The organism is Stenotrophomonas sp. SORGH_AS_0282 (assembly GCF_030818125.1).
GTDB lineage: Bacteria > Pseudomonadota > Gammaproteobacteria > Xanthomonadales > Xanthomonadaceae > Stenotrophomonas > Stenotrophomonas rhizophila_A.
On record NZ_JAUTAB010000001.1, the window covers coordinates 3,597,769 to 3,616,417 of the forward strand.

General features: G+C 58.2%; 11 protein-coding genes. 2 read left to right on the top strand and 9 right to left on the bottom strand.

The genetic code is table 11. From position 1 onward, the window contains the following. Nucleotides 1-93: 93 nt before the first annotated feature. The 5 genes from QE395_RS16305 to QE395_RS16325 form a co-directional block, all read right to left on the bottom strand. Nucleotides 94-447, bottom strand: coding sequence for a SymE family type I addiction module toxin (locus QE395_RS16305; RefSeq protein ID WP_306989947.1), 354 nt, complete (start codon nt 445-447; stop codon nt 94-96). 512 nt (nt 448-959) lie between these two features. After that, a complete protein-coding gene (locus QE395_RS16310) occupies nt 960-2,624 on the bottom strand; it encodes an NERD domain-containing protein (protein ID WP_306989948.1) in 1,665 nt (554 codons plus the stop codon). A gap of 2 nt (nt 2,625-2,626) precedes the next feature. After that, nucleotides 2,627-4,453, bottom strand: coding sequence for a DUF1998 domain-containing protein (locus tag QE395_RS16315; protein WP_306989949.1), 1,827 nt, complete (start codon nt 4,451-4,453; stop codon nt 2,627-2,629). Then, the gene (locus QE395_RS16320) at nt 4,440-7,520 is read right to left on the bottom strand and encodes a helicase-related protein (RefSeq protein ID WP_306989950.1); all 3,081 of its coding nucleotides are present in this window, start codon (nt 7,518-7,520) and stop codon (nt 4,440-4,442) included. Before QE395_RS16320 ends, QE395_RS16315 begins: the two co-directional genes overlap by 14 nt. After that, nucleotides 7,520-9,577, bottom strand: coding sequence for a UvrD-helicase domain-containing protein (locus tag QE395_RS16325; RefSeq protein ID WP_306989951.1), 2,058 nt, complete (start codon nt 9,575-9,577; stop codon nt 7,520-7,522). Before QE395_RS16325 ends, QE395_RS16320 begins: the two co-directional genes overlap by 1 nt. Before the next feature lie 492 nt (nt 9,578-10,069). Here QE395_RS16325 and QE395_RS16330 point away from each other — a divergent pair, with 492 nt between their 5' ends. Next, nucleotides 10,070-11,539: a DNA cytosine methyltransferase gene (locus QE395_RS16330; RefSeq protein WP_306989952.1), complete on the top strand. Its 1,470-nt coding sequence runs from the start codon at nt 10,070-10,072 to the stop codon at nt 11,537-11,539. Nucleotides 11,540-13,045: 1,506 nt separating this feature from the next. Here the strand turns inward: QE395_RS16330 and QE395_RS16335 are convergent. From QE395_RS16335 to aceE, 4 genes are all read right to left on the bottom strand, one after another. Further along, complete coding sequence (locus tag QE395_RS16335) at nt 13,046-13,507, bottom strand: very short patch repair endonuclease (RefSeq protein ID WP_306989953.1); 462 nt, start codon at nt 13,505-13,507, stop codon at nt 13,046-13,048. Nucleotides 13,508-13,713: 206 nt separating this feature from the next. Beyond that, a complete protein-coding gene (locus QE395_RS16340) occupies nt 13,714-14,718 on the bottom strand; it encodes a hypothetical protein (RefSeq protein WP_306989954.1) in 1,005 nt (334 codons plus the stop codon). Nucleotides 14,719-14,729: 11 nt separating this feature from the next. After that, the gene (locus QE395_RS16345) at nt 14,730-14,918 is read right to left on the bottom strand and encodes a hypothetical protein (RefSeq protein ID WP_306989955.1); all 189 of its coding nucleotides are present in this window, start codon (nt 14,916-14,918) and stop codon (nt 14,730-14,732) included. 97 nt (nt 14,919-15,015) lie between these two features. Beyond that, entirely contained in the window at nt 15,016-17,703 is a 2,688-nt protein-coding gene (gene aceE / locus QE395_RS16350) for a pyruvate dehydrogenase (acetyl-transferring), homodimeric type (protein WP_068848840.1), read from the bottom strand. Nucleotides 17,704-18,138: 435 nt separating this feature from the next. Here aceE and QE395_RS16355 point away from each other — a divergent pair, with 435 nt between their 5' ends. Beyond that, the gene (locus QE395_RS16355; RefSeq protein ID WP_306989956.1) at nt 18,139-18,642 is read left to right on the top strand and encodes a PadR family transcriptional regulator; all 504 of its coding nucleotides are present in this window, start codon (nt 18,139-18,141) and stop codon (nt 18,640-18,642) included. Nucleotides 18,643-18,649: the final 7 nt, after the last annotated feature.

Consider the following 18,649-nt stretch of genomic DNA (forward strand, 5'->3'; position numbering starts at 1 on the left):
CGTTCGTAGGCGAACGCTCGCTACGCCACGCCGAGAGCTGAAAGGCGCGGCGTAGATCGGGGTCTAGCTTCACCCTCATGTACACCTGCTTCTTCATTGGATGACGTCCTCGGGGATGAACTGCCCCGACTCGGAATTGATCTCACCGTGGTAGATCGTGCGCTCCACGAAACGGGGCACCCGTGGGTCCTCCACAGCCGGCGGGCCGAGCAGCTTGATGGTGATCACCCCTGCGCAGGCCTCGATCTGCAGCTTGCGGCCCACGTTGAAGCCCATCTGCCGCAGCCAGCGGCCGCGGATCTTCAGGTAGGGCACCTTCAGCTCCTCGTGGAACTCCGGAGGCGGTGAGCACGCTGCAGGCTTTGCGGTGCCGGCCAGATGGGCCTGCCGAGCGCGCCTGCGTGAGGGCAGTTCATCGAAGGACGTGTCGTCCCAGTGCGTTTGCATGTTGGACCTCCTGTAAGGATCGCCCCTCGCCGGGATGGCGAGGGGGTCGGGAGGTTAGAAACCGTCTAGCTGGATCCGGCGGGCGTATTTCCTCAGGAGGTGTTGTATTAGCCACCCTCCCGACATGGGACGTCCAACATTTTCCAGCTAGAGGAGTTTCTACGCTCCGGAGACCACTGTGCTGGAAGGGTCAACGGATGGGAAATCGCTTGTTCCTGTTGATTTCTGCGGTTTGGTAGGCGCTGCCTAATGCTTGCCGCAAATGGCCCGCTACGGTCTCAAGATCTGGGATGGGGTGCACGCAATCTATGGAAATCGCTGAGAGAGCAGTAGGAAGAATGAATCGTACCGACTCTGATTGGGTGCGTCCGTTTCAGTGGGACTGGTTCAGTGTTGTATAGCCACCATCCCGAGTCGGAAAGAACGAATGGTAACGCCCACCAAGTGACGCACCGAGTCTAACGCTCGGATCGCCACGTAGAGAAGGCCAGCCATAATTGGTGCGTGTAGCCCTACTCCGCCAAGGTCCAGGGGGCGACCGTTGCTGGAAGGGATGCGCCTCCGCCAGGCGCCTTAAGCCACGTCAGAAGCGTAGCTGCGCCAATAACCGCCAAGTACGTCCTGCCGCGAGAAAGCGCAACGTATGCAAGCTCCGGAAAATCCGCAATCTCTCGGGTCGCGAGCACCACGACAAAGCGCCGCTCCAATCCTTTAAAATCGGAAACGCTCGAGATCATAAGCCCCTGGTGAATTTCGTCGCTCAACCTCTTTGAAAGCTGTCGAGATAGCTCAGGACTTGTTGTTAGTACGCCAATATCCAATGGGCCCACCGCCTCCCCGACTACGAGGCGGCGAACTTCATCACATGCGTCCCTCACAATGGCGTGCTCGTGACACACGATCCAATTCACCTCTACACCCACAGGACCGTCTGCCACTAAACTCGGCCCCTTATAGAACTGCTGGGTTACCTCGTGGATGTTCTGCGTGTTACGTAGGTTTCTACTTAAGCGAATGGGCAACAGCGAATAGCAATCAAATTGGCTTCGCAATTCACCATATACCCTTTGATTACTATCGAAGTATGCGTGTAGGACTGATTCTTCTGAGCGCGTCGCTAACGAGTCGATTGCAATCCAGGTTGCAGGGGTAAAGTCTTGCGCCTCATCTACCACCACGGCATCGTAGGCAAGGTCTGGCCGCGCCGCCAAACTGTCAAATACAGCCTCCGCGAGACCATCAACTGTCTGCGTTGCACCAAGCGTGACCAAGCCCGCCTCCTTACTGAGACGCTTAGCCACCCCAGCAAAGGTATCCACTTCGACGGCGCTACCACGTAGCACACCGCGAAGATGATCGGCCAGTCGGGAAGAGCCACAAGTGAGAAGTGTGCGCATTCCCCTATCAGCGAGACGCCTAGCATCTTCGCACGCAAGAACCGTTTTGCCCGTTCCGGCACCGCCAGAGACAGCAACTCGCCTGAGGTCGCCGAAGGCTGTAAGAATGTGGTACTGCTGCGGCGTCAGGTTCTCAATTGCGTCGTCATCATCGGCACAAGAAAAAGAGAGCGGGGAATGCAACTGGATGGGGCGAGCAAGTAACCTAGTGAGAACATCCAGTCCTTGCTGCCCAAGCGGCTTCTCATTGCCACCGGAAAGCCTCTGTGCCACCCACCCTTCAATACAGTCAAGGTCCGCTCGCGTCGCAAAGAGCTCGCGGGGTTTGTCGGGCCCCATGCTCTTGGGTACAGACGTAACGTCGGGGAACACAACTCCGTGCCGAAATCTAACGAACGCGTTAGGCCAGCCGCGCTCCTCGCGGACCTTCGCTAACAAAGCATGCTTACTATCTGAGGCCTGTTTGACCGGATTCTTGATCCGATGGCGAATCCCATAGCGATCCGTGCTTCGCCAGCGGTCCTCCGAAGGGTCATAGCTAATTGCCCCGCCCTTCACCTCAATAAACAGCACGCCGTAATCTCGATGCGCCACTACAAAGTCGGATTCCCCATCCACCTCTCCTCCTGAGGGAGTTTCACCGAGCCACGGCCGCGAGTAAAAAACAGTCCAGCCCGAACCCAGCTGACTCGAAAGGGCGTCATACACCCGAATTTCGGCCGCTCTCCGTGATTCGTTCCTAATGGCAGTAGGAAGCCTTCGTGGCCAAACGGTCGCCATCGCTAGCAGTCCTCAGCGATCAACGCGCTGAAGAACCCTAACGTCGGCATCAGCTGTGTACCCACGAGAAGAGCCCGATCCAAGAACAAGTTGAACTCCTCGCAGGAGGTCTCGGGGGCAAGTACACAAGCGTGGCAGGCAGCAAGGGAAAGATTGCCACCTGCGAGAAGACCTTCGATACAAAGGGGATCAGAAGAACACCATGCTTGCGATTGAATAGCCGCTGCAACGGTTCGCTCAATGCGTTCGGGAGCACCCTCACGCTGAAGCCCGCCGAGCGTCCCGTCATCGTCCGTCGTCGCCGTATAAATGAGAAGTCCTGCCATAGCCCCGTCTCCATGATCCACGTAAAGCCGTTCCTTTAGTGCCGTGGAGGAATACCCACAATCTAGTGTGAGCTGCTGCATCAATGCGTGAGCAAGAGTGTGCACTAGCAATAGTCGAGGGGAGATGGTGCGGGCGGGCCGTTCCTCACCGAAGCGCTCTAGCCACTCCAACTGATGCTGCTTGTCGAGCACCCTTACACGCTCCACCACCACAGACTGTCTCTCCCAGCGGGAGATCGCATCTGCATCAATCTCTAGGTATATACCTTCGCCACGAACCTCAACTGCGGGCAACCAATCGAGACGCCGCGTGGAAATAGGGGCAACGTTCGACGCGTTCGAGTCGCCAGGGGGGTGAATCCGTGTGAACCCCTTCAGTGCGCTGACCTCTCTCAAACGAACGACGCGCACTATATGAGAAAACCATGAACCTAGCGAAGCTGGGATCGGCTGAGGCCGCATCTCAAACTCGCGCCCATTTCCGCTCTCCGCGATACCTGTCGTGAACTGACGATGCTCCTCCGCTCGAAGATTATCGATGTCAATGTCATCATGTGAGCTGAGACGGCGATTGAGCTGCTCTGTGAAAGAATCAACGGAGAGGCCAAGTTCCTCAAGAACGGGGGCGAGTTCGTTTCTCGCGAGAATTCGTATGAAGATGGCTCTCTCTGCCGGATCCTCCACGTTCATAAACTGGTCCCAAAGCACTCCCAGAGCCTCTTGAAGCTGATCCGACCAGGGAGGGATGCTGAGCGCTGACTCAACCACAGGAAAATACAAGTTCGACGCACCTCGCTGGACAGCCCTGGATTTGTGGCTGCAAACTTCATCTGCGCCCTCCAGCCAGGGCCGCCGTCCGCGGCAGTTTGGAAAGGTTTCCCACGTGTCCTCAGAGAAGACGCGATCCATCGAGCGCCGAGCGTTGCAGTTGGGACAGCTGAGCATCAGCCCTGCCAAGCCAGCTCGCTCTGAGACCAAACTAAGATACTGACGCTTGCTGCAGCCATCACTGTGACGTACCCACGAGTGCCAGGGAAATTCATCCAAGTGCCCTCCTTCGCAGGCCATCACAAAGCGCACAGGAACGACCCATACTTTCCGGCGGCCAGGCATGCGCTGAGTGCACTGCGCGCAGAAGAGGCCGGCATGACCAGACTCGTCTGACCACCACTTCGACTCGGCAAGTCGGCTGCAGTGCGGACACTGCAACCAGTTTGGGAAGCGTACCGCGACGAGTGCTTTGCGAACGGAATGGTCGAATTCCTTTACCGCTACCGGCGGCAGCCTAAACCCTTGGACGCCAAGCTTCTTCTGAAGTCGCGCCTCAAGGATGGTCTGCTGGTTGCGCATCCCTGCTGGAGGGAAATGGTTGTCCCACTCTTCAAGGCCAGCAGCGACTGCCGATATCGGTGCATCACCTGCGCGGAAGTCGACAACGGCCCCAGGACCAAAGAGCAATGCAGCGGCACTACGACGTAGCTCTCCAAGTTCATTGCGTGACATTAGTCTTCCTCAAACGCGGAACAAGGCGAAACGGGGTGGCGGGCTCGACTCCCCGCATTGAATTTGGTGTAGGCCAAGACTGACCAACTCCTCGACCGATTGCTCGGTTAGCGGCCGCTTCCTCTGCACTCTGCATCAAAGCGGACTTTCTTGAGCCACTCACCTTCCAATAGACTTCAGGGGCGCGACGAATCCAAGCATCAAGTCGGCTGTTGAGTTCTTTACTAACATCAACCTCCCCATCGTCAACTCTCGCTGCCCTTTGAGCTATTAGGTCAATTAACTGGCGCGCCCTTGATATTGATTCATCTGACCAAACGGGATTGTCAAGCATCTCGGGAATGAGATGCCTCACCACCGCGACGAGAACCGCGTGGAGTGCACGATCACGGGCGCGGGAGGCAAACGGAGTTGCGCTAGTTGCCTCAACAAATCTGTAGAGCATTGAGTGCCAAGTACTAAACGTCTCGTAATGAGACCTGTCGCGAGGCTTAGCGTTATTGAGCAATGCCACGACCAATCCCTCGACATTGCCACGGCCTACGCGACTAGTTGCCTGAATGTATTCCGCCATCGTCTTTGGCTGACCGTTCACAAGCATAAGGCCGAGACGTGGGATATCGACCCCTACACTAACCATGTTAGACGCGAGAACAACATCCACGGCGCCAGGTTGCCCAACCGGCACGCTGAGCTTGTCCAGCATGTCCCGAATTTCAGCCTGACTGCGGCGCGAAGTCAGCTCTTCAATCTCCGAAAGCTTTCTAGGAACGCTTCCGCTGCGCCCTGCCAGAATTTCGAGGGTACCGGCAACGTCATCCTGCATCAGAACGAGAGCGCCACCTAATTCGCGAAGCGAGTTGAAGTATCCGAGCAGGGTCCAATACGGGTCACGCTCGTCCTCTTTGAGTGTATGAAGGGACGCATGCAAAAGGGAGGCCGCAACCGCTTGAAGTGTGAACTTTGCCGAACGACCGGCCGTTGTAATGCCAACATACTTGCGCCCAGCAAGCGACCTATCAAAGACTGCAAATCCAGAATCATCCGCATCCAAGCCAGGCGGAGGGAACTGACAGGTAGTTCGATCGAACAACGCCCTAACCTGCTCTCGCGCACGGCGAATGGTAGCAGTCGATCCCACAATCTTGGGGGAACTTCCGCCAGACGAAAGTATGATATCGATCGCAGTCTCGTAGAGTCCCGTCAAAGTGCCTAGCGGGCCTGCGATCAGGTGCAGCTCATCCTGAAGAATCAGTTGTGGCTGCATAGGAGTGCCTACTCCGAACAGAGCGTGAGATTCTGGCTTTCGGACGATCTGGGCGAACTTATCGACCGTGCCGAGCAACATTGTGGGGCGATTCTCATATATGTCTTCGTCCACGGAGAACACTGGCAACGGCGCACTGGATAGATCGCAGGCAGCTGTCCGACACTCTATCGTCACCGGTTCAGTGGCCTTTCGCTGAGTGTAGTCGAGACTCGACCCACAGCAAGGGCACTTAGTAAGCTGGCGGGGGGAAGACTTGTACGGGTCCCCACGGTTGTCGAAGGCATCCTTGCGCGTGTTCGGAGTTGCATCCCCCCCAACCCACAACCCGAGCGAGAAGGGCGACGTTCCCAGGCTGGCCTTTGCGCTCGGGCCTATGACTCCGCGGCGTATCGCCTCGCAAGCACAGATTGTGGCCGCGGCTCTCACAAACTGCTGTGTGGTGAGTAGGCGAAGCGTATAGCGCATGATGCAAGCGACACCATTGCCATCTTCAGGCGTCTCACCAACCAAGCGCCGGTGAAACGCGACCATCGCAACGAGACCAAGGTAGGCCTCGGTCTTACCTCCACCTGTTGGAAACCAGAGGAGGTCCATTACGGATCGGTCCGGATGCAGCGGATCCAGGGTGGATTCCATTGATAGGAGGAGAAAACCAAGCTGAAATGGGCGCCAAATCAATGACTTGCCAATCCACTTGCGCTGGGTCTCCATTGCCAAGTTCGCAAGCCTAAATGCCTCCGCCATGGCAAAGTCTGTCCTCAGGCGCTCCACACCGCATCGCATGCGTCCAAGTACCCTCGCAACCTCGTCTAGGTGGGCAACCGCGGTATTGGTCAGCGTTTGCGGCAGATCTGGAAGCTCATTCCTTTGACTGCTGAGCCACGCATCATAAGCGTCACAGAGAGCGCCTAGATGTAGAGATAGTTCAGCGCTATTGCTCTCAGCAAGTTTAGCCGCTGAGAGCGCACCGCTCTTGGCAAGGCCAGCGAAGTGATGAGAACCGTCTGGACTGATCGATAGGCTCGTTGCCTCAGGAATCCAGGCCGTTCGCACAGCTACAATGTCGTCCGCGCTCTCACCCGTGTCCCACTGAGCCGAGCATGTGTGGCCAGTTGCGTACTCCCGTGACCTTCTAAAGAGAAGAGAGTTTGAGCGGTCGTCGTCGTCTAGTGCGGCCTTCTTGCTTGGGCGTGAGATCAGCTGGGTACCATCCAGGGCTTTTATGACAAGCCCGGTCTGGAACAGCGTGGCCATCTCGATAGACTCGCGCCCCCTTTCCGGCGTTGCTCCGTTTACCAGCGTAACTGTCACGAGCAGCCCTGCCTCGAATGCAAGCACTCGGACGTTCAACCGTACACCCTGAACACCAAAGTCATCTAGACGAACATCCGAGCTCCCCGGCGTTAGCTCAAGTTCAATCGGTGGCACTGAAGCGGGATACCGCACCCACCCACCGTTCTCGTCGTGGCGAGGCTCATAACGACCGTAAGTCACATGAGCAAGTACTCTCGGCGGCGCAGCGTCCTGCGAACAGCACGCAAAGGAGATGCCCGCCGCGGATGGGCGGCGCATCTGCGCAGCTGGTGGCTGAGATGCTTCATCGGTTTCGTCATTCGATTCTCCTCCGCCAGCGATAGCTAGACGTTCGTCCTGATCCGGCGGCAGCGCGGTGTTCTGCGGCCACAGAATTCCAGTTAGATAGACATCAGATGGCTTCGCATCTATCGATTCATTGATATCGAACGGGCCAATCAGGTTTACTTCAAGCAAATCGATGATCTTTTCGCGAGCAGCCATTACAGGGACCTCGGTTTAGTGACCGACAGAGCCGACAGAAGTGGGCAGAAGAGGAAGCCGCTTGATCTCCAAGGCTCCAGCAACTGATCGGCCTGGGGGCTGTCCGGGCCGACTACCATGGTTCTTAAGCCAATCGATCGACCATGTCCGAACCAATTGATCCTCTTGTTGATAAGACTGGCAAGGTCCATCATTTCAGCTCGGAAACGCTCACTCATGCCAGCGAGACGCTGATCACCGTCGCTTAGGGAGAATTTCCAGCCCAGGCTCTCCTCCGCGCGTAAGACCAGACCTTGGCGCATAGGCGTAGAGAACCATGCCTGCTGCGCCGCGAGTGCTCCTTCCTGGCCTTTAAAATAGCGGCGCCCGACAAGGCCGGAAGGCTCGATGTCCAAAGGCCTCCCAACTTCGACCTGGAGACGTGTGCCTGCGCGCCGCCACGCTCTTCCATTCAGATTGCTTCCGCCATACGAGCGCATCTTACCTACCAATAGCTGCTCGCGAGCTCGAGTCGCACCGACGAACAGTACCCGCAACTCCTCGCCAGATTCGTCGGGACCAATTGGGTCCTGAACGAACAAGCGTACGATGTCTGACTCGCGGCCTTTGTTGGCATGTATAGTTCCCAAGATCGGACCCGCAGTTCCAAATTCTGCTGTGCAGAACGGCATCGGCGGAGTGCTCCGGGAGAGTGTCTTCCGAAGGAGATGGAGATCAATGATCGAAGCGGATTCTCCAGCCACCTCTGAGCACCTACTCCACGCCTGTTCGCAGTTGTGGGGCGCCTGGATATCACGATCGCTCCAGCGCTTTTCGAACTCATCCCTCGATATACGTCGAGGCATATAGTCCCAGAACATCTGCCCTACCCAAGCACGCACGCAGACGGGCATACCAGATAGCCGCAGACGGTGTGGCGACAGTCCTGCTCGACTTGAGGCAAGCAGTACGTCGAACCTGTTACGCAACAGTACAAGCGAATTTGCGGGGAGCTGAGCTACATCGAGATCTCGCACATCTCCCGCGTCTCCATGCGCGAGCCGTGCGACCTCTGCGCGCACGTAGTTTGCCATGTCCGGCCGAGCCCCGACGAGTAGTTCTCGCCGTAGGGAAGTAAAGATCGTGATAAGTTGAGGGTCGGAGGTTCGGTGGACTTGCGTCATGGAAACTTGGCGAAAACCCCGAGCTGTAAGCGCGTCGATGAAATTAGCACTCGGACTCTCGATGCCAGCTTCCAAAAACCCGTAAATTGCTTGAGCACGGTCCGCGAACACTGTAACGCCGCTTTCTGGCTCAAGCGCGTCAATCAATGCAAGAAGAAGTTCGGCGCGAGCGCCGACGATGTCCTGCGCCTCATCCACTATCAAGTGCTCAATACGCGCCACGTCATCAGCCACGTCGCTATCGTCAACGATCAACCGATGCGCGGCTGCAATATTGTCTTCATAGCTGCCGGTGAGATTCGATTGCTGGGAGAATCCAGAATTCGTTCTCCAAGCAAGGGCGTCGAGGGTGATGACCTTGACGCCTGCAGCATCCGCTGGATCCTTAAGCGCTCGCTCAATGCGATGCCGCATCTCCACCACAGCCGTCCGGGTAAAGCTGACCAGGCAAATCTTAGTTGCTGGCACCCCATCGTTGACCATGGAAGCAACCCTAGCGCATGCTGCATGCGTCTTTCCCGTCCCCGGTCCCGCGTCCACGATCAGCCGCGCCTCCCACGGCTCGGCAATAGGGTCGCCTGACCATGTTAGAAGCTCTTCAGCTGCGACCCGGTCTTCCGAGGGCGCTGGCTTCGGAGGAGTGGCTCCAACCACGGTAGACTGGCGGACGCCGTCAGCGTTGAGGCCGCGGGGAGTTGCTCCAGTCCGGACCGGCTCCGCTTTCGCCGGTCCAATGGTGACGAGCGGGCCTATTTCTATTGAATCTTTGACCAGAAGCCAGAGCTGCTTTTTGTAAGTAACGGCCGGCCTACCGTCCAGCTCTCGCAGTGGACGAATAATGGTTGCAACGACCTTTCCATTGTACCGAACGCGGACCTCCATTTCCCCCGACATGCGAATACGCGCCTCCCTGATCACGTTCTGAAGAGGATACCGCGTTCTGTGATGGATGCCACTATTACTCAGTCTCTTTCTTAGGCTCTAATCGGGCGGGTCGAGTCCGCACATCTGCTGCCTTGCCCCACTAGGTCCATGTCCATACTTGCAACGCACTGTTGGACGAGTAATGCCTGCGTTCCTGGAGGCCTCACCGAAGAGGCGTACAGCCCCCCCCCCTCTGCGGGCACCCCGCCCCCGCCCACTGAAAGTGATGCCGTAGAGCCACAGATATGCCGGGGATTTGACACCTTAATCGCTTGCCGGGCGAGAGTGCCGCGTGGACAGCCAAGACTCAAATGCTTTCCCCCGACGGTGGCCAGGATCCCGTTGGAGACACTCGTCTTCCACCGGACCCCGCCCGACAAAGTGACCGCAGGCACTGGATATTAGGACGGTCCCGAATCAGAATACGAGGTTGTACCTTCCACGCCTGAAAAGTGCCGATAGATGAAAAGTGTCATCGATGAGAAGTTGGAGCGGATGGCCAGTGGCAGCGCGCCCAGGGTCCTCGACCTTTTTTCTGGATGCGGCGGAATCTCTCTTGGATTTCATCGAGCGGGCTTTCATGTACAGGGCGCCGTCGAAATGGACCCGGACGCGGCACGGTCGCACGGGGCCAACTTCCATGCAAAGAATCCAGCTCATAGCCGCTCAGTTGACATCACAGCGACCTCTCCACAAGGACTGGCAGACCTGCTGGAATTGGGTGATATGCAAAGGTGCGTTGACGTAATCACGGGCGGCCCGCCCTGCCAAGCTTTCGCCCGCGTCGGCCGATCGAAGCTACGCGAGGTTGATTCACACCCCCAAGCTTTTATTCACGACCCTCGGGCTCAACTCTTTCGACGCTACCTTGCTTATGTTGAGGCCTTCATGCCAATTGCTGTCCTCATGGAGAACGTTCCCGACATACTTAATCATGGCGGTCACAACGTGGCAGAGGAAGTTTGTGAAAGCTTGTCTGCCCTAGGCTACACGCCCCGCTACACCCTCGTGAATGTGGCGCTGTATGGCGTGCCGCAGATGAGGGAGCGCATGTTTCTCATTGCATACCGAAATGAGCTTGACACTATTCCGGACTTTCCTCTTCCCACACACTTCATCGACCTCCCCCCCGGATACCACGGGTCTAGAAATGTCGCACTTAAGGCGCTGCGAGCGATGCCGTCACCGTCGAGGTTTTACGTAGATCCGCCAGGAAACGCAGATGCAACCTCACCCGCGGTGACAGCTGGGCAAGCTCTCAATGATCTCCAACCCATTAATCCACAGAAACTGATCCAGGAAGGCAAGCTAGGAAGGCGCAAGGCGGACTTGACCACGCTTGCGAGGTATCGCGGACAGGGCTCATCTGATTACCAACATCAGATGCGGGGCTGGCCAGGCTTCGAGGCATCGGAGACAGGCGTAACTTCCCACGTGATTCGCTACCTTCCCAGAGACTATCGGATTTTCTCGAGGATGCGACAAGGGGACCAGTATCCTCAGGCACATGCACTTTCCGAGACCATCTTCAGGGAGGAGTTGGTTCGTCGTCGCATCCACGGAGAGGCCATCAAAGAAGGGTCGCGGGAGTACACTGCCCTGTATGCGTCCATTGTCCCGCCGTACGATCCCACTAAGTTCCCCAATAAATGGCGGAAGATGTGGCGTGACAAGCCCGCCCGCACTCTGATGGCCCATCTTGGAAAGGATAGCTACAGCCATATACACTATTCACAGGGGCGAACGATCTCGGTTCGTGAAGCTGCCCGTCTTCAGTCCTTTCCTGATGGATTCCAGTTTTGCGGAGCCATGAATGCCGCATTTAAGCAGATCGGAAATGCTGTCCCGCCTCTCATGGCGTATCAGATCGCGCGCACCATGAAGTCGCGGCTAGTCGGCCACGGGGTTGAAGAGCAAGCCCTGGATTCGTAGCTGGTAGCGCCTGGACCGCGCCGTGAGATCGAGTACGTCATAGATTGTCGGAATTGACGCCAGGCGAATACAATTGGCTATGAGCCAAGAACCCCTGCCTAGCGGGCCTGACGAGCTTGACAGCACTTTCGCCCCCCCCAGTGCGCTTCGCTCCACATCACTGACGGTTGACTTAGTCTATAAGGGTGGTCGCAGAGGGAACGCCGGCGATGACCCATTGGGCCCCATGCTCGGAGTGAGCAATCAGGGCGGCTTCAGGCACCTTGGACGGCGAGAGCGTCCGAAACTCATCGTGCTAACCACAACGATGAATGAATTGGACTGGCCGGACTCATTGGATCTCGAGACCGGCGTCCTGACATATTTTGGGGACAATCGTAAGCCCGGTCAGGAGCTTCATCAGACCCGACGCTGGGGAAATGGGATGCTGAGAGATGCTTTCGCACGAAGCCAGGATGACTGCTTGCGCAGAGAGGTGCCTCCAATCTTAGTGTTTCGCAACACAGGCACTTACAGGGACGTAGTATTCGTTGGCTTAGCTGTTCCAGGTGCTCTTGGCGTGCGGCCTACTGAGAGCTTGGTTGCGACTTGGCATCAGTATGGCGGGCGGCGTTTTCAGAATTACAGAGCACTCTTGACGATCCTTGACGCAGGCACCATCAGCCGAGACTGGATAACGGACATTTATCGCGGCACGCCGCATACGCAGAATGCACCTGCCACTTGGGTGTCTTGGGTTGCGCATGGCAGATATGCTCCGCTTAGGGCGCAAACCACTCAGAAGTATAGAAGCAAGGCGGATCAGATACCCACCACGGCCGATGATCTTCGAATTATCGGCACCCTGTCGGATTACTACAGGCTTGATCCTATTGCGTTTGAGAGATGCGCCGCTCGGATCACTCGAATACTACTGCCCAACACAACATCTCTTGACGTAACCCGGCCGTCCAGAGACGGCGGACGCGACGCCGTCGGACGCTACCGGATCGGACCGTATGGATCTCGGGTAGAGGTTGACTTTGCGATGGAAGCGAAGTGTTACTCGCTAGATAACGCGGTGGGCATTAGACAAACTTCAAGACTCATCTCTAGATTGCGGCACCGTCAGTTTGGCATACTTATCACAACATCCTACGTTAACAGCCAAGCCTACCAAGAGATTGTGGACGACAACCATCCAGTTCTAATCGTGTCAGCCATCGACATTGTTAACGCATTGAAGTCGAGCGGAATAGCAAATCCAGTCGATCTTCTTGATTGGCTGAATTCGGACGATGGGAGTGTCCTCGCTTGACCATAGGATCCGCAAAGTACGAGGCAGCTGCTCGAGACTCACCGATTTTCAACCTGCGGAGCACTAGAGCAGATCTCTCGGTTGCTACTGATGTTCAATATGAGTAGAGATCCAACAGAGGCGACCAAAGCCGCCTGTCTTTTGATCTAAAGGGCATCCCCAGACGCCCAGACAAAACCTGCCATTCCAGGCTCAGCCTGTTGAGGTCGTCAACTTGATTCTGTCTCCGGATTCAAAGCGATCTCCTGGTACTTCCTATCGGATCGGAGAAACGCGCTTAGGTCAGCTAGGCTGCGGTCGGGGGTGCGTCTAAGTGCGCACTCCCAGACAATTGCAACGCGCCAACCCTGTTCAGTTATTTGCCTAGTAGCGGACTCGTCCCGCAGGCGATTAGCCGAGAATTTCGCAGTCCAGAATTCTCTACGCGTTGAGGGGATAGTGGCGTAGCGACAGTGCGCGTGTGCGTGCCAAAAGCACCCGTGCACGAATACTACAGCGCGATACTTTGGAAGTACCAGATCTGGTCGTCCGGGAAGATCTCGCCTATGGAGTGAGTACCTGAAGCCTTGGCCGTGCAGGTACCGCCGGACTCGAACCTCTGGCTTCGTGTTCTTGCCCCTTATCCCGGACATCATCCTCGATCGAATCACGGGGCTGACCACATCAATCATCAGGGACCTCAAGGACCTGAACTGTCTCGCCAACAGTGTCCCCGCGAGCCGATGAAGATGATGCGATCAGTTCCGGAGCTTAGCCAAGCGCCCCCGGACATCGCCCGTGAGGCTTTCCACTAGGAAAACCCGTGGCTTGCAGATAGTTCTCCGCACACTATCTGCAGGTTTAGCTCAGACGAATGGCGCGCCATGTCCGTTCAGCTTCATGCAACAGCCGGATCGACTGCGCCGTTAGCATGGAGCACCTGCGCGGGAAGATCTTTCGCGAACCACTTTGCGTAAGCCTCAGGGTCATAGAAGGAAGCAGACTCGACCTCCTTTATGCTGATGACCTTGATCCAGTCTTGAATGTCGAAGTCCTTCCTTCCTTGGAATCCGGCAACCACCTCAGCTGCCTCTGCGCGCTGCACATCAAGCAGCCTGCGGGTGCGGCGCAGGAACTTCTCCACAATCGCCGAGCTACGCTGAGGTCCGATCAACCCCGAAGACAGACGTGCGAAGTTCTGGTCAAAAAGCCGGATGTTCTCTTCGAGCGTGTACAGCCGTTGGCGTGCGATCCAGAGCTCGATAACCGGATACTCGGTTCGCGCTTCGCCCATCCGCAAGCTGTCCTTGTCGCGATAAGCGGAGAACGAGGGAAGGATCTCAATGCAGGCATCTGCTGCGTCAATGTTCGGTGGCGCCTCAAAGATCCGACCGCAGTAAATCTTCCTGGACTTGAGCGTCAACATCACAAGAGTCTGGTTGTCCGCAGCCCGCCGGAACAGCTGTGCCATCGGGCTTCCATGGGCGTCCGTCAAGCGATCATAGACTCGCTGCGCCCTGTTCCTGGGCTCGCCCTTCAGGTGCTGCTGCCTTTCTTTTGCGCCGCGAACGATCCGCACGGAAAACAGATTAAGGAATGACGCGAGTGCAGCCGAACCAATGAGCGCAAGTATCAACCGAAATGCGTATGGCACTGGTATCGATTGATTTACAAACTGGGCGAGCCGCAACGGCCAAGAGTCTGTAGGCAAGAATGGCTTCAGTCCCGATACGACAAGGAAGACCAATGCGCCCAGGAGAATGCCAGACCCCGCCGACATGAAGAACAACTTTTGACCCTCCGCCCGGCTAGAGAAGTACCGAACGGGATGGAAGATCAGGTTGAAGATGAAACCGCTGATTACAAGAACCAGCACCGCGATGGCCGAGCTTCCTGCTCCCACGACAGATCTCCTTACTTCAGCCGTTGCCTCAGCTTCTCGATGGCGCGCCTGCCTTCCACTTCGCTGATCACGACACGGTCGGGGTTGACCCTCAGCGCTCCGTTGAAACTTTGAACGGTCTGGCGCGACTGAAGCTCCCGCATCACCTCTCCGGCGAAGTCACGCAGATCACTTTTGATCTTTCGCGTACCTGTAGACATACATGCTCCTTCAGTAGGTAGGCCCATCACGCAGGGGCAGTGTATGCCCCTGCGTTCTCGCCACTTGAGACGCCTATCGCAGGATAGGCAAACTCAATCAAACCCCAACAGGATTAGCCTTCTCAGGATCAATCTTGTACTGCTTGATAGCCCGGGCCACATCCTTCCCGGTCATCTTCCCGTCCTTGGCCAGTGCCGCAATCGCGGCATGCGCGATGTAGTACCGGTCCACTTCAAAGAAGCGACGCAGGTTCGCACGGGTATCCGAACGGCCGAAGCCATCGGTGCCCAGCACGGTGAAGGTGGCCGGCACGAACGCGCGGATCTGGTCCGCATACGCACGCACATAGTCGGTAGCGGCAATCACCGGGCCCTGGCGGTCTTCCAGCAGCTCGGTCACATACGCCTTGCGCTGGGTTTCTTCCGGGTGCAGGCGGTTCCAACGTTCGGCGTCGAAACCATCGCGGCGCAGTTCGTTGTAGCTGGGGCAGCTCCAGATGTCGGCGGTGACGCCGAAGTCCTTCTCCAGCAGCGCGGCCGCTTCAATGGCTTCGCGCAGGATGGTGCCCGAACCCATCAGCTGCACGCGCAGCTCGTTCTTCTTCGGCTTGCCGGCGTCGGTGAGCAGGTACATGCCCTTGACGATGCCTTCGGCCGCACCTTCCGGCATTTCCGGGTGGGTGTAGTTTTCGTTCATCAGGGTCAGGTAGTAGTACTCGTCTACCTGGTCTTCCATCATCCGCTTGGTGCCGTGCTGCAGGATGACCGTGACTTCGAAGCCGAAGGTGGGGTCGTAGCTGCGCACGTTCGGGATGCCACCAGCAGCCAGATGGCTGTGGCCATCTTCGTGCTGCAGGCCTTCACCGTTCAGCGTGGTGCGGCCGGCGGTGCCGCCGAGCAGGAAGCCGCGGGTACGCATGTCGGCGGCCTGCCAGGCAATGTCGCCCACGCGCTGGAAGCCGAACATGCTGTAGTAGATGTAGAACGGCAGCATCGGCACGTTGGAGACCGAGTAGCTGGTACCAGCGGCCATCCAGGAGCTGATGGCGCCCGGCTCGCTGATGCCCTGCTGCAGCACCTGGCCGCTCTGGTCTTCGCGGTAGAACATGAGCTGGTCGGCGTCGACCGGCTTGTACTTCTGGCCGAACGGCGCGTAGATGCCGATCTGGCGGAACAGGCCTTCCATGCCGAAGGTACGGGCTTCGTCGGCCACGATCGGCACGATGTGCGGGCCCAGTTCCTTGTCGCGCAGGGTGATGTTCAGGCTCTGCACGAAGGCCATGGTGGTGGAGTAGCTGCGCTCGCCGCTGCTCTTGAGCAGGCGTTCGTAGGTTTCCAGCTTCGGTGCGTTGAAGCTCTTGGTGGCCTTGCGGCGGCGCTGCGGCAGGTAGCCGCCCAGTGCGGCGCGACGCTCCTGCAGGTACTTCACTTCCGGCGAATCCGGGCCCGGGTGGTAGAACGGCACCTGGCCATCGGCCAGCTGCGCGTCGGTCACCGGAATGTTGAAGCGGTCGCGGAAGTGCTTGACCGCTTCGTCGTCCAGCTTCTTGGTCTGGTGGGTCGGGTTGAGCGCTTCACCAGCGCTGCCCATGCCGTAGCCCTTGACCGTCTTGGCCAGGATCACGGTCGGCATGCCCTTGGTGTTCACGGCCTCGTGGTAGGCGGCGTACACCTTGTGCGGGTCGTGGCCACCACGGTTGAGGCGCCAGATGTCGTCGTCGGAAAGACCGGCCACCATGGCGGCGGTTTCCGGGTACTTGCCGAAGAAATGCTCGCGCGTGTACGCGCCGCCGAAGGCTTTGCAGTTCTGGTATTCGCCATCGACGGTTTCCATCATCAGCTTGCGCAGCACACCGTTGGTGTCCTTGGCCAGCAGGGCATCCCAGTAACCGCCCCACAGCAGCTTGATGACATTCCAGCCGCCGCCACGGAACACGCCTTCCAGTTCCTGGATGATCTTGCCGTTGCCGCGCACCGGGCCATCGAGGCGCTGCAGGTTGCAGTTCACCACGAAGATCAGGTTGTCCAGGCCTTCACGGCCGGCCAGGGCGATGGCGCCCAGGGTTTCCGGTTCGTCCGATTCGCCGTCGCCGATGAAGCACCACACCTTGCGGTCGCTCTTTTCGATCAGGCCACGGTTTTCCAGGTAACGCAGGAACTGCGCCTGGTAGATGGCGGCCAGCGGGCCCAGGCCCATGGAGACGGTGGGGGTCTGCCAGTAATCGGGCATCAGCCACGGATGCGGGTAGCTGGAAAGGCCACCGCCGTCGACTTCCATGCGGAACTTGTCCAGCTGCTGCTCGTCGATGCGGCCTTCGAGGAACGAACGCGCATAGATGCCCGGGGCGCTGTGGCCCTGGATGAAGAGCAGGTCGCCGGGGTGGTTGTCGCTGGGGGCGCGCCAGAAGTGGTTGAAGCCCACGTCGTACAGCGTGGCACCGGAGGCGAAGCTGGCGATGTGGCCGCCCAGGTCGCCCGGCTTGCGGTTGGCGCGCACCACGGTGGCCATGGCGTTCCAACGGATGATGGAACGAATGCGCCATTCCAGTTCGGCGTTGCCCGGGCTCTTGGCCTCCAGGGTCGGCGCGATGGTGTTCACGTACTCGGTGGTGGGAGAGAACGGCAGGTAAGCACCCGAACGACGGGTCAGTTCCACCATGCCTTCCAACAGTTGATGCGCGCGCTCAGGGCCCTCGACATCAATAACGGCCTTCAGCGACTCGATCCATTCCTGGGTTTCCACAGGATTCGGGTCGTTGTTCAGCACCTCGTTCAACCAGTTCATTAGCGCTCCCATGACCGCACGCACGCGCGCGACTGTTTTAGATTTCTAGCCGCAAAGTGTAGCGCACCAATGGGTTTGCTTACTTCGCTACGGGTGCGTATGGAGGTGCTGCGGTTGTGTCTTGGGGACATGGGGCGACAGTGGAGCGTGGTGTTGCGAGGGTTCCACGGGGGGCTTCAGGTTGGTGCGTGGGCGGTTTTTGGGCGGCTGCGTTGGCTAGCGCTGTCATTGGGGGCGTGGAACCTGCGGAGTGTTCTACCTGGGGGACGAACCGTTGTGGTGGCGGCGGACCGGTTGGAACGAGGCCATGCCTGGGTGGGCGCGGTCCTTTCGGGGGCAATGGTTGCTGAACGTGTGCGCAGTCACGCATGGCGTGACCCTACACGGGTGGTCTTTTTCGATATATCGTTATCGCACTTCATTCGATATATCGAAATGACCGCTCCCCGTGATCTGGATGGGCCTGCCCGTCCACTGACTTCCCGCCCGCTGAGCCGCGGCGACCTGCGCCTGCTGGTGCTGTCGCTGCTGGCGGCGCAGCCGCGCCATGGCTATGAGCTGATCCAGTGCATCAGTGAGATGTTCGTGCGGGTGTACACGCCCAGCGCGGGCTCGATCTACCCGGTGCTGGCGCAGTTCGAGGCCGCCGGCTGGGTGAGTGCGCTGGAAGAGGCCGGGCGCAAGCGCTACCAGCTCACTGCTCTGGGCCAGGCCGAGCTGGCCGCCCAGCGCGAGGAGGTGGATGCGGCGCTGCACCGGGTGCGCCACAGCGCGCGCGCGATCGCCAAGGCCAACCTGCCGCCGGTGGTGCGCGATGCGATGCGCGAGCTGAAGCAGGCATTGGGCCTGCATCACGCGCGGTGGCAGGACGACAACGCGGTGGCGGTGGCCCAGGCGCTGCGTGAGGCCGCCGCGCATATCCGCGCGCAGGGCCGCTGAAGCGTTC

Bases quoted from the DNA above. Each gene is read 5' to 3' on its own strand.
- QE395_RS16355 (WP_306989956.1), top strand. From the start codon at position 18,139: ATGACCGCTCCCCGTGATCTGGATGGGCCTGCCCGTCCACTGACTTCC.
- QE395_RS16335 (WP_306989953.1), bottom strand. From the start codon at position 13,507: ATGATTGATGTGGTCAGCCCCGTGATTCGATCGAGGATGATGTCCGGG.
- QE395_RS16310 (WP_306989948.1), bottom strand. From the start codon at position 2,624: ATGGCGACCGTTTGGCCACGAAGGCTTCCTACTGCCATTAGGAACGAA.
- QE395_RS16345 (WP_306989955.1), bottom strand. From the start codon at position 14,918: ATGTCTACAGGTACGCGAAAGATCAAAAGTGATCTGCGTGACTTCGCC.
- QE395_RS16320 (WP_306989950.1), bottom strand. From the start codon at position 7,520: ATGGCTGCTCGCGAAAAGATCATCGATTTGCTTGAAGTAAACCTGATT.
- QE395_RS16305 (WP_306989947.1), bottom strand. From the start codon at position 447: ATGCAAACGCACTGGGACGACACGTCCTTCGATGAACTGCCCTCACGC.
- aceE (WP_068848840.1), bottom strand. From the start codon at position 17,703: ATGAACTGGTTGAACGAGGTGCTGAACAACGACCCGAATCCTGTGGAA.
- QE395_RS16330 (WP_306989952.1), top strand. From the start codon at position 10,070: ATGAAAAGTGTCATCGATGAGAAGTTGGAGCGGATGGCCAGTGGCAGC.
- QE395_RS16325 (WP_306989951.1), bottom strand. From the start codon at position 9,577: ATGTCGGGGGAAATGGAGGTCCGCGTTCGGTACAATGGAAAGGTCGTT.
- QE395_RS16315 (WP_306989949.1), bottom strand. From the start codon at position 4,453: ATGTCACGCAATGAACTTGGAGAGCTACGTCGTAGTGCCGCTGCATTG.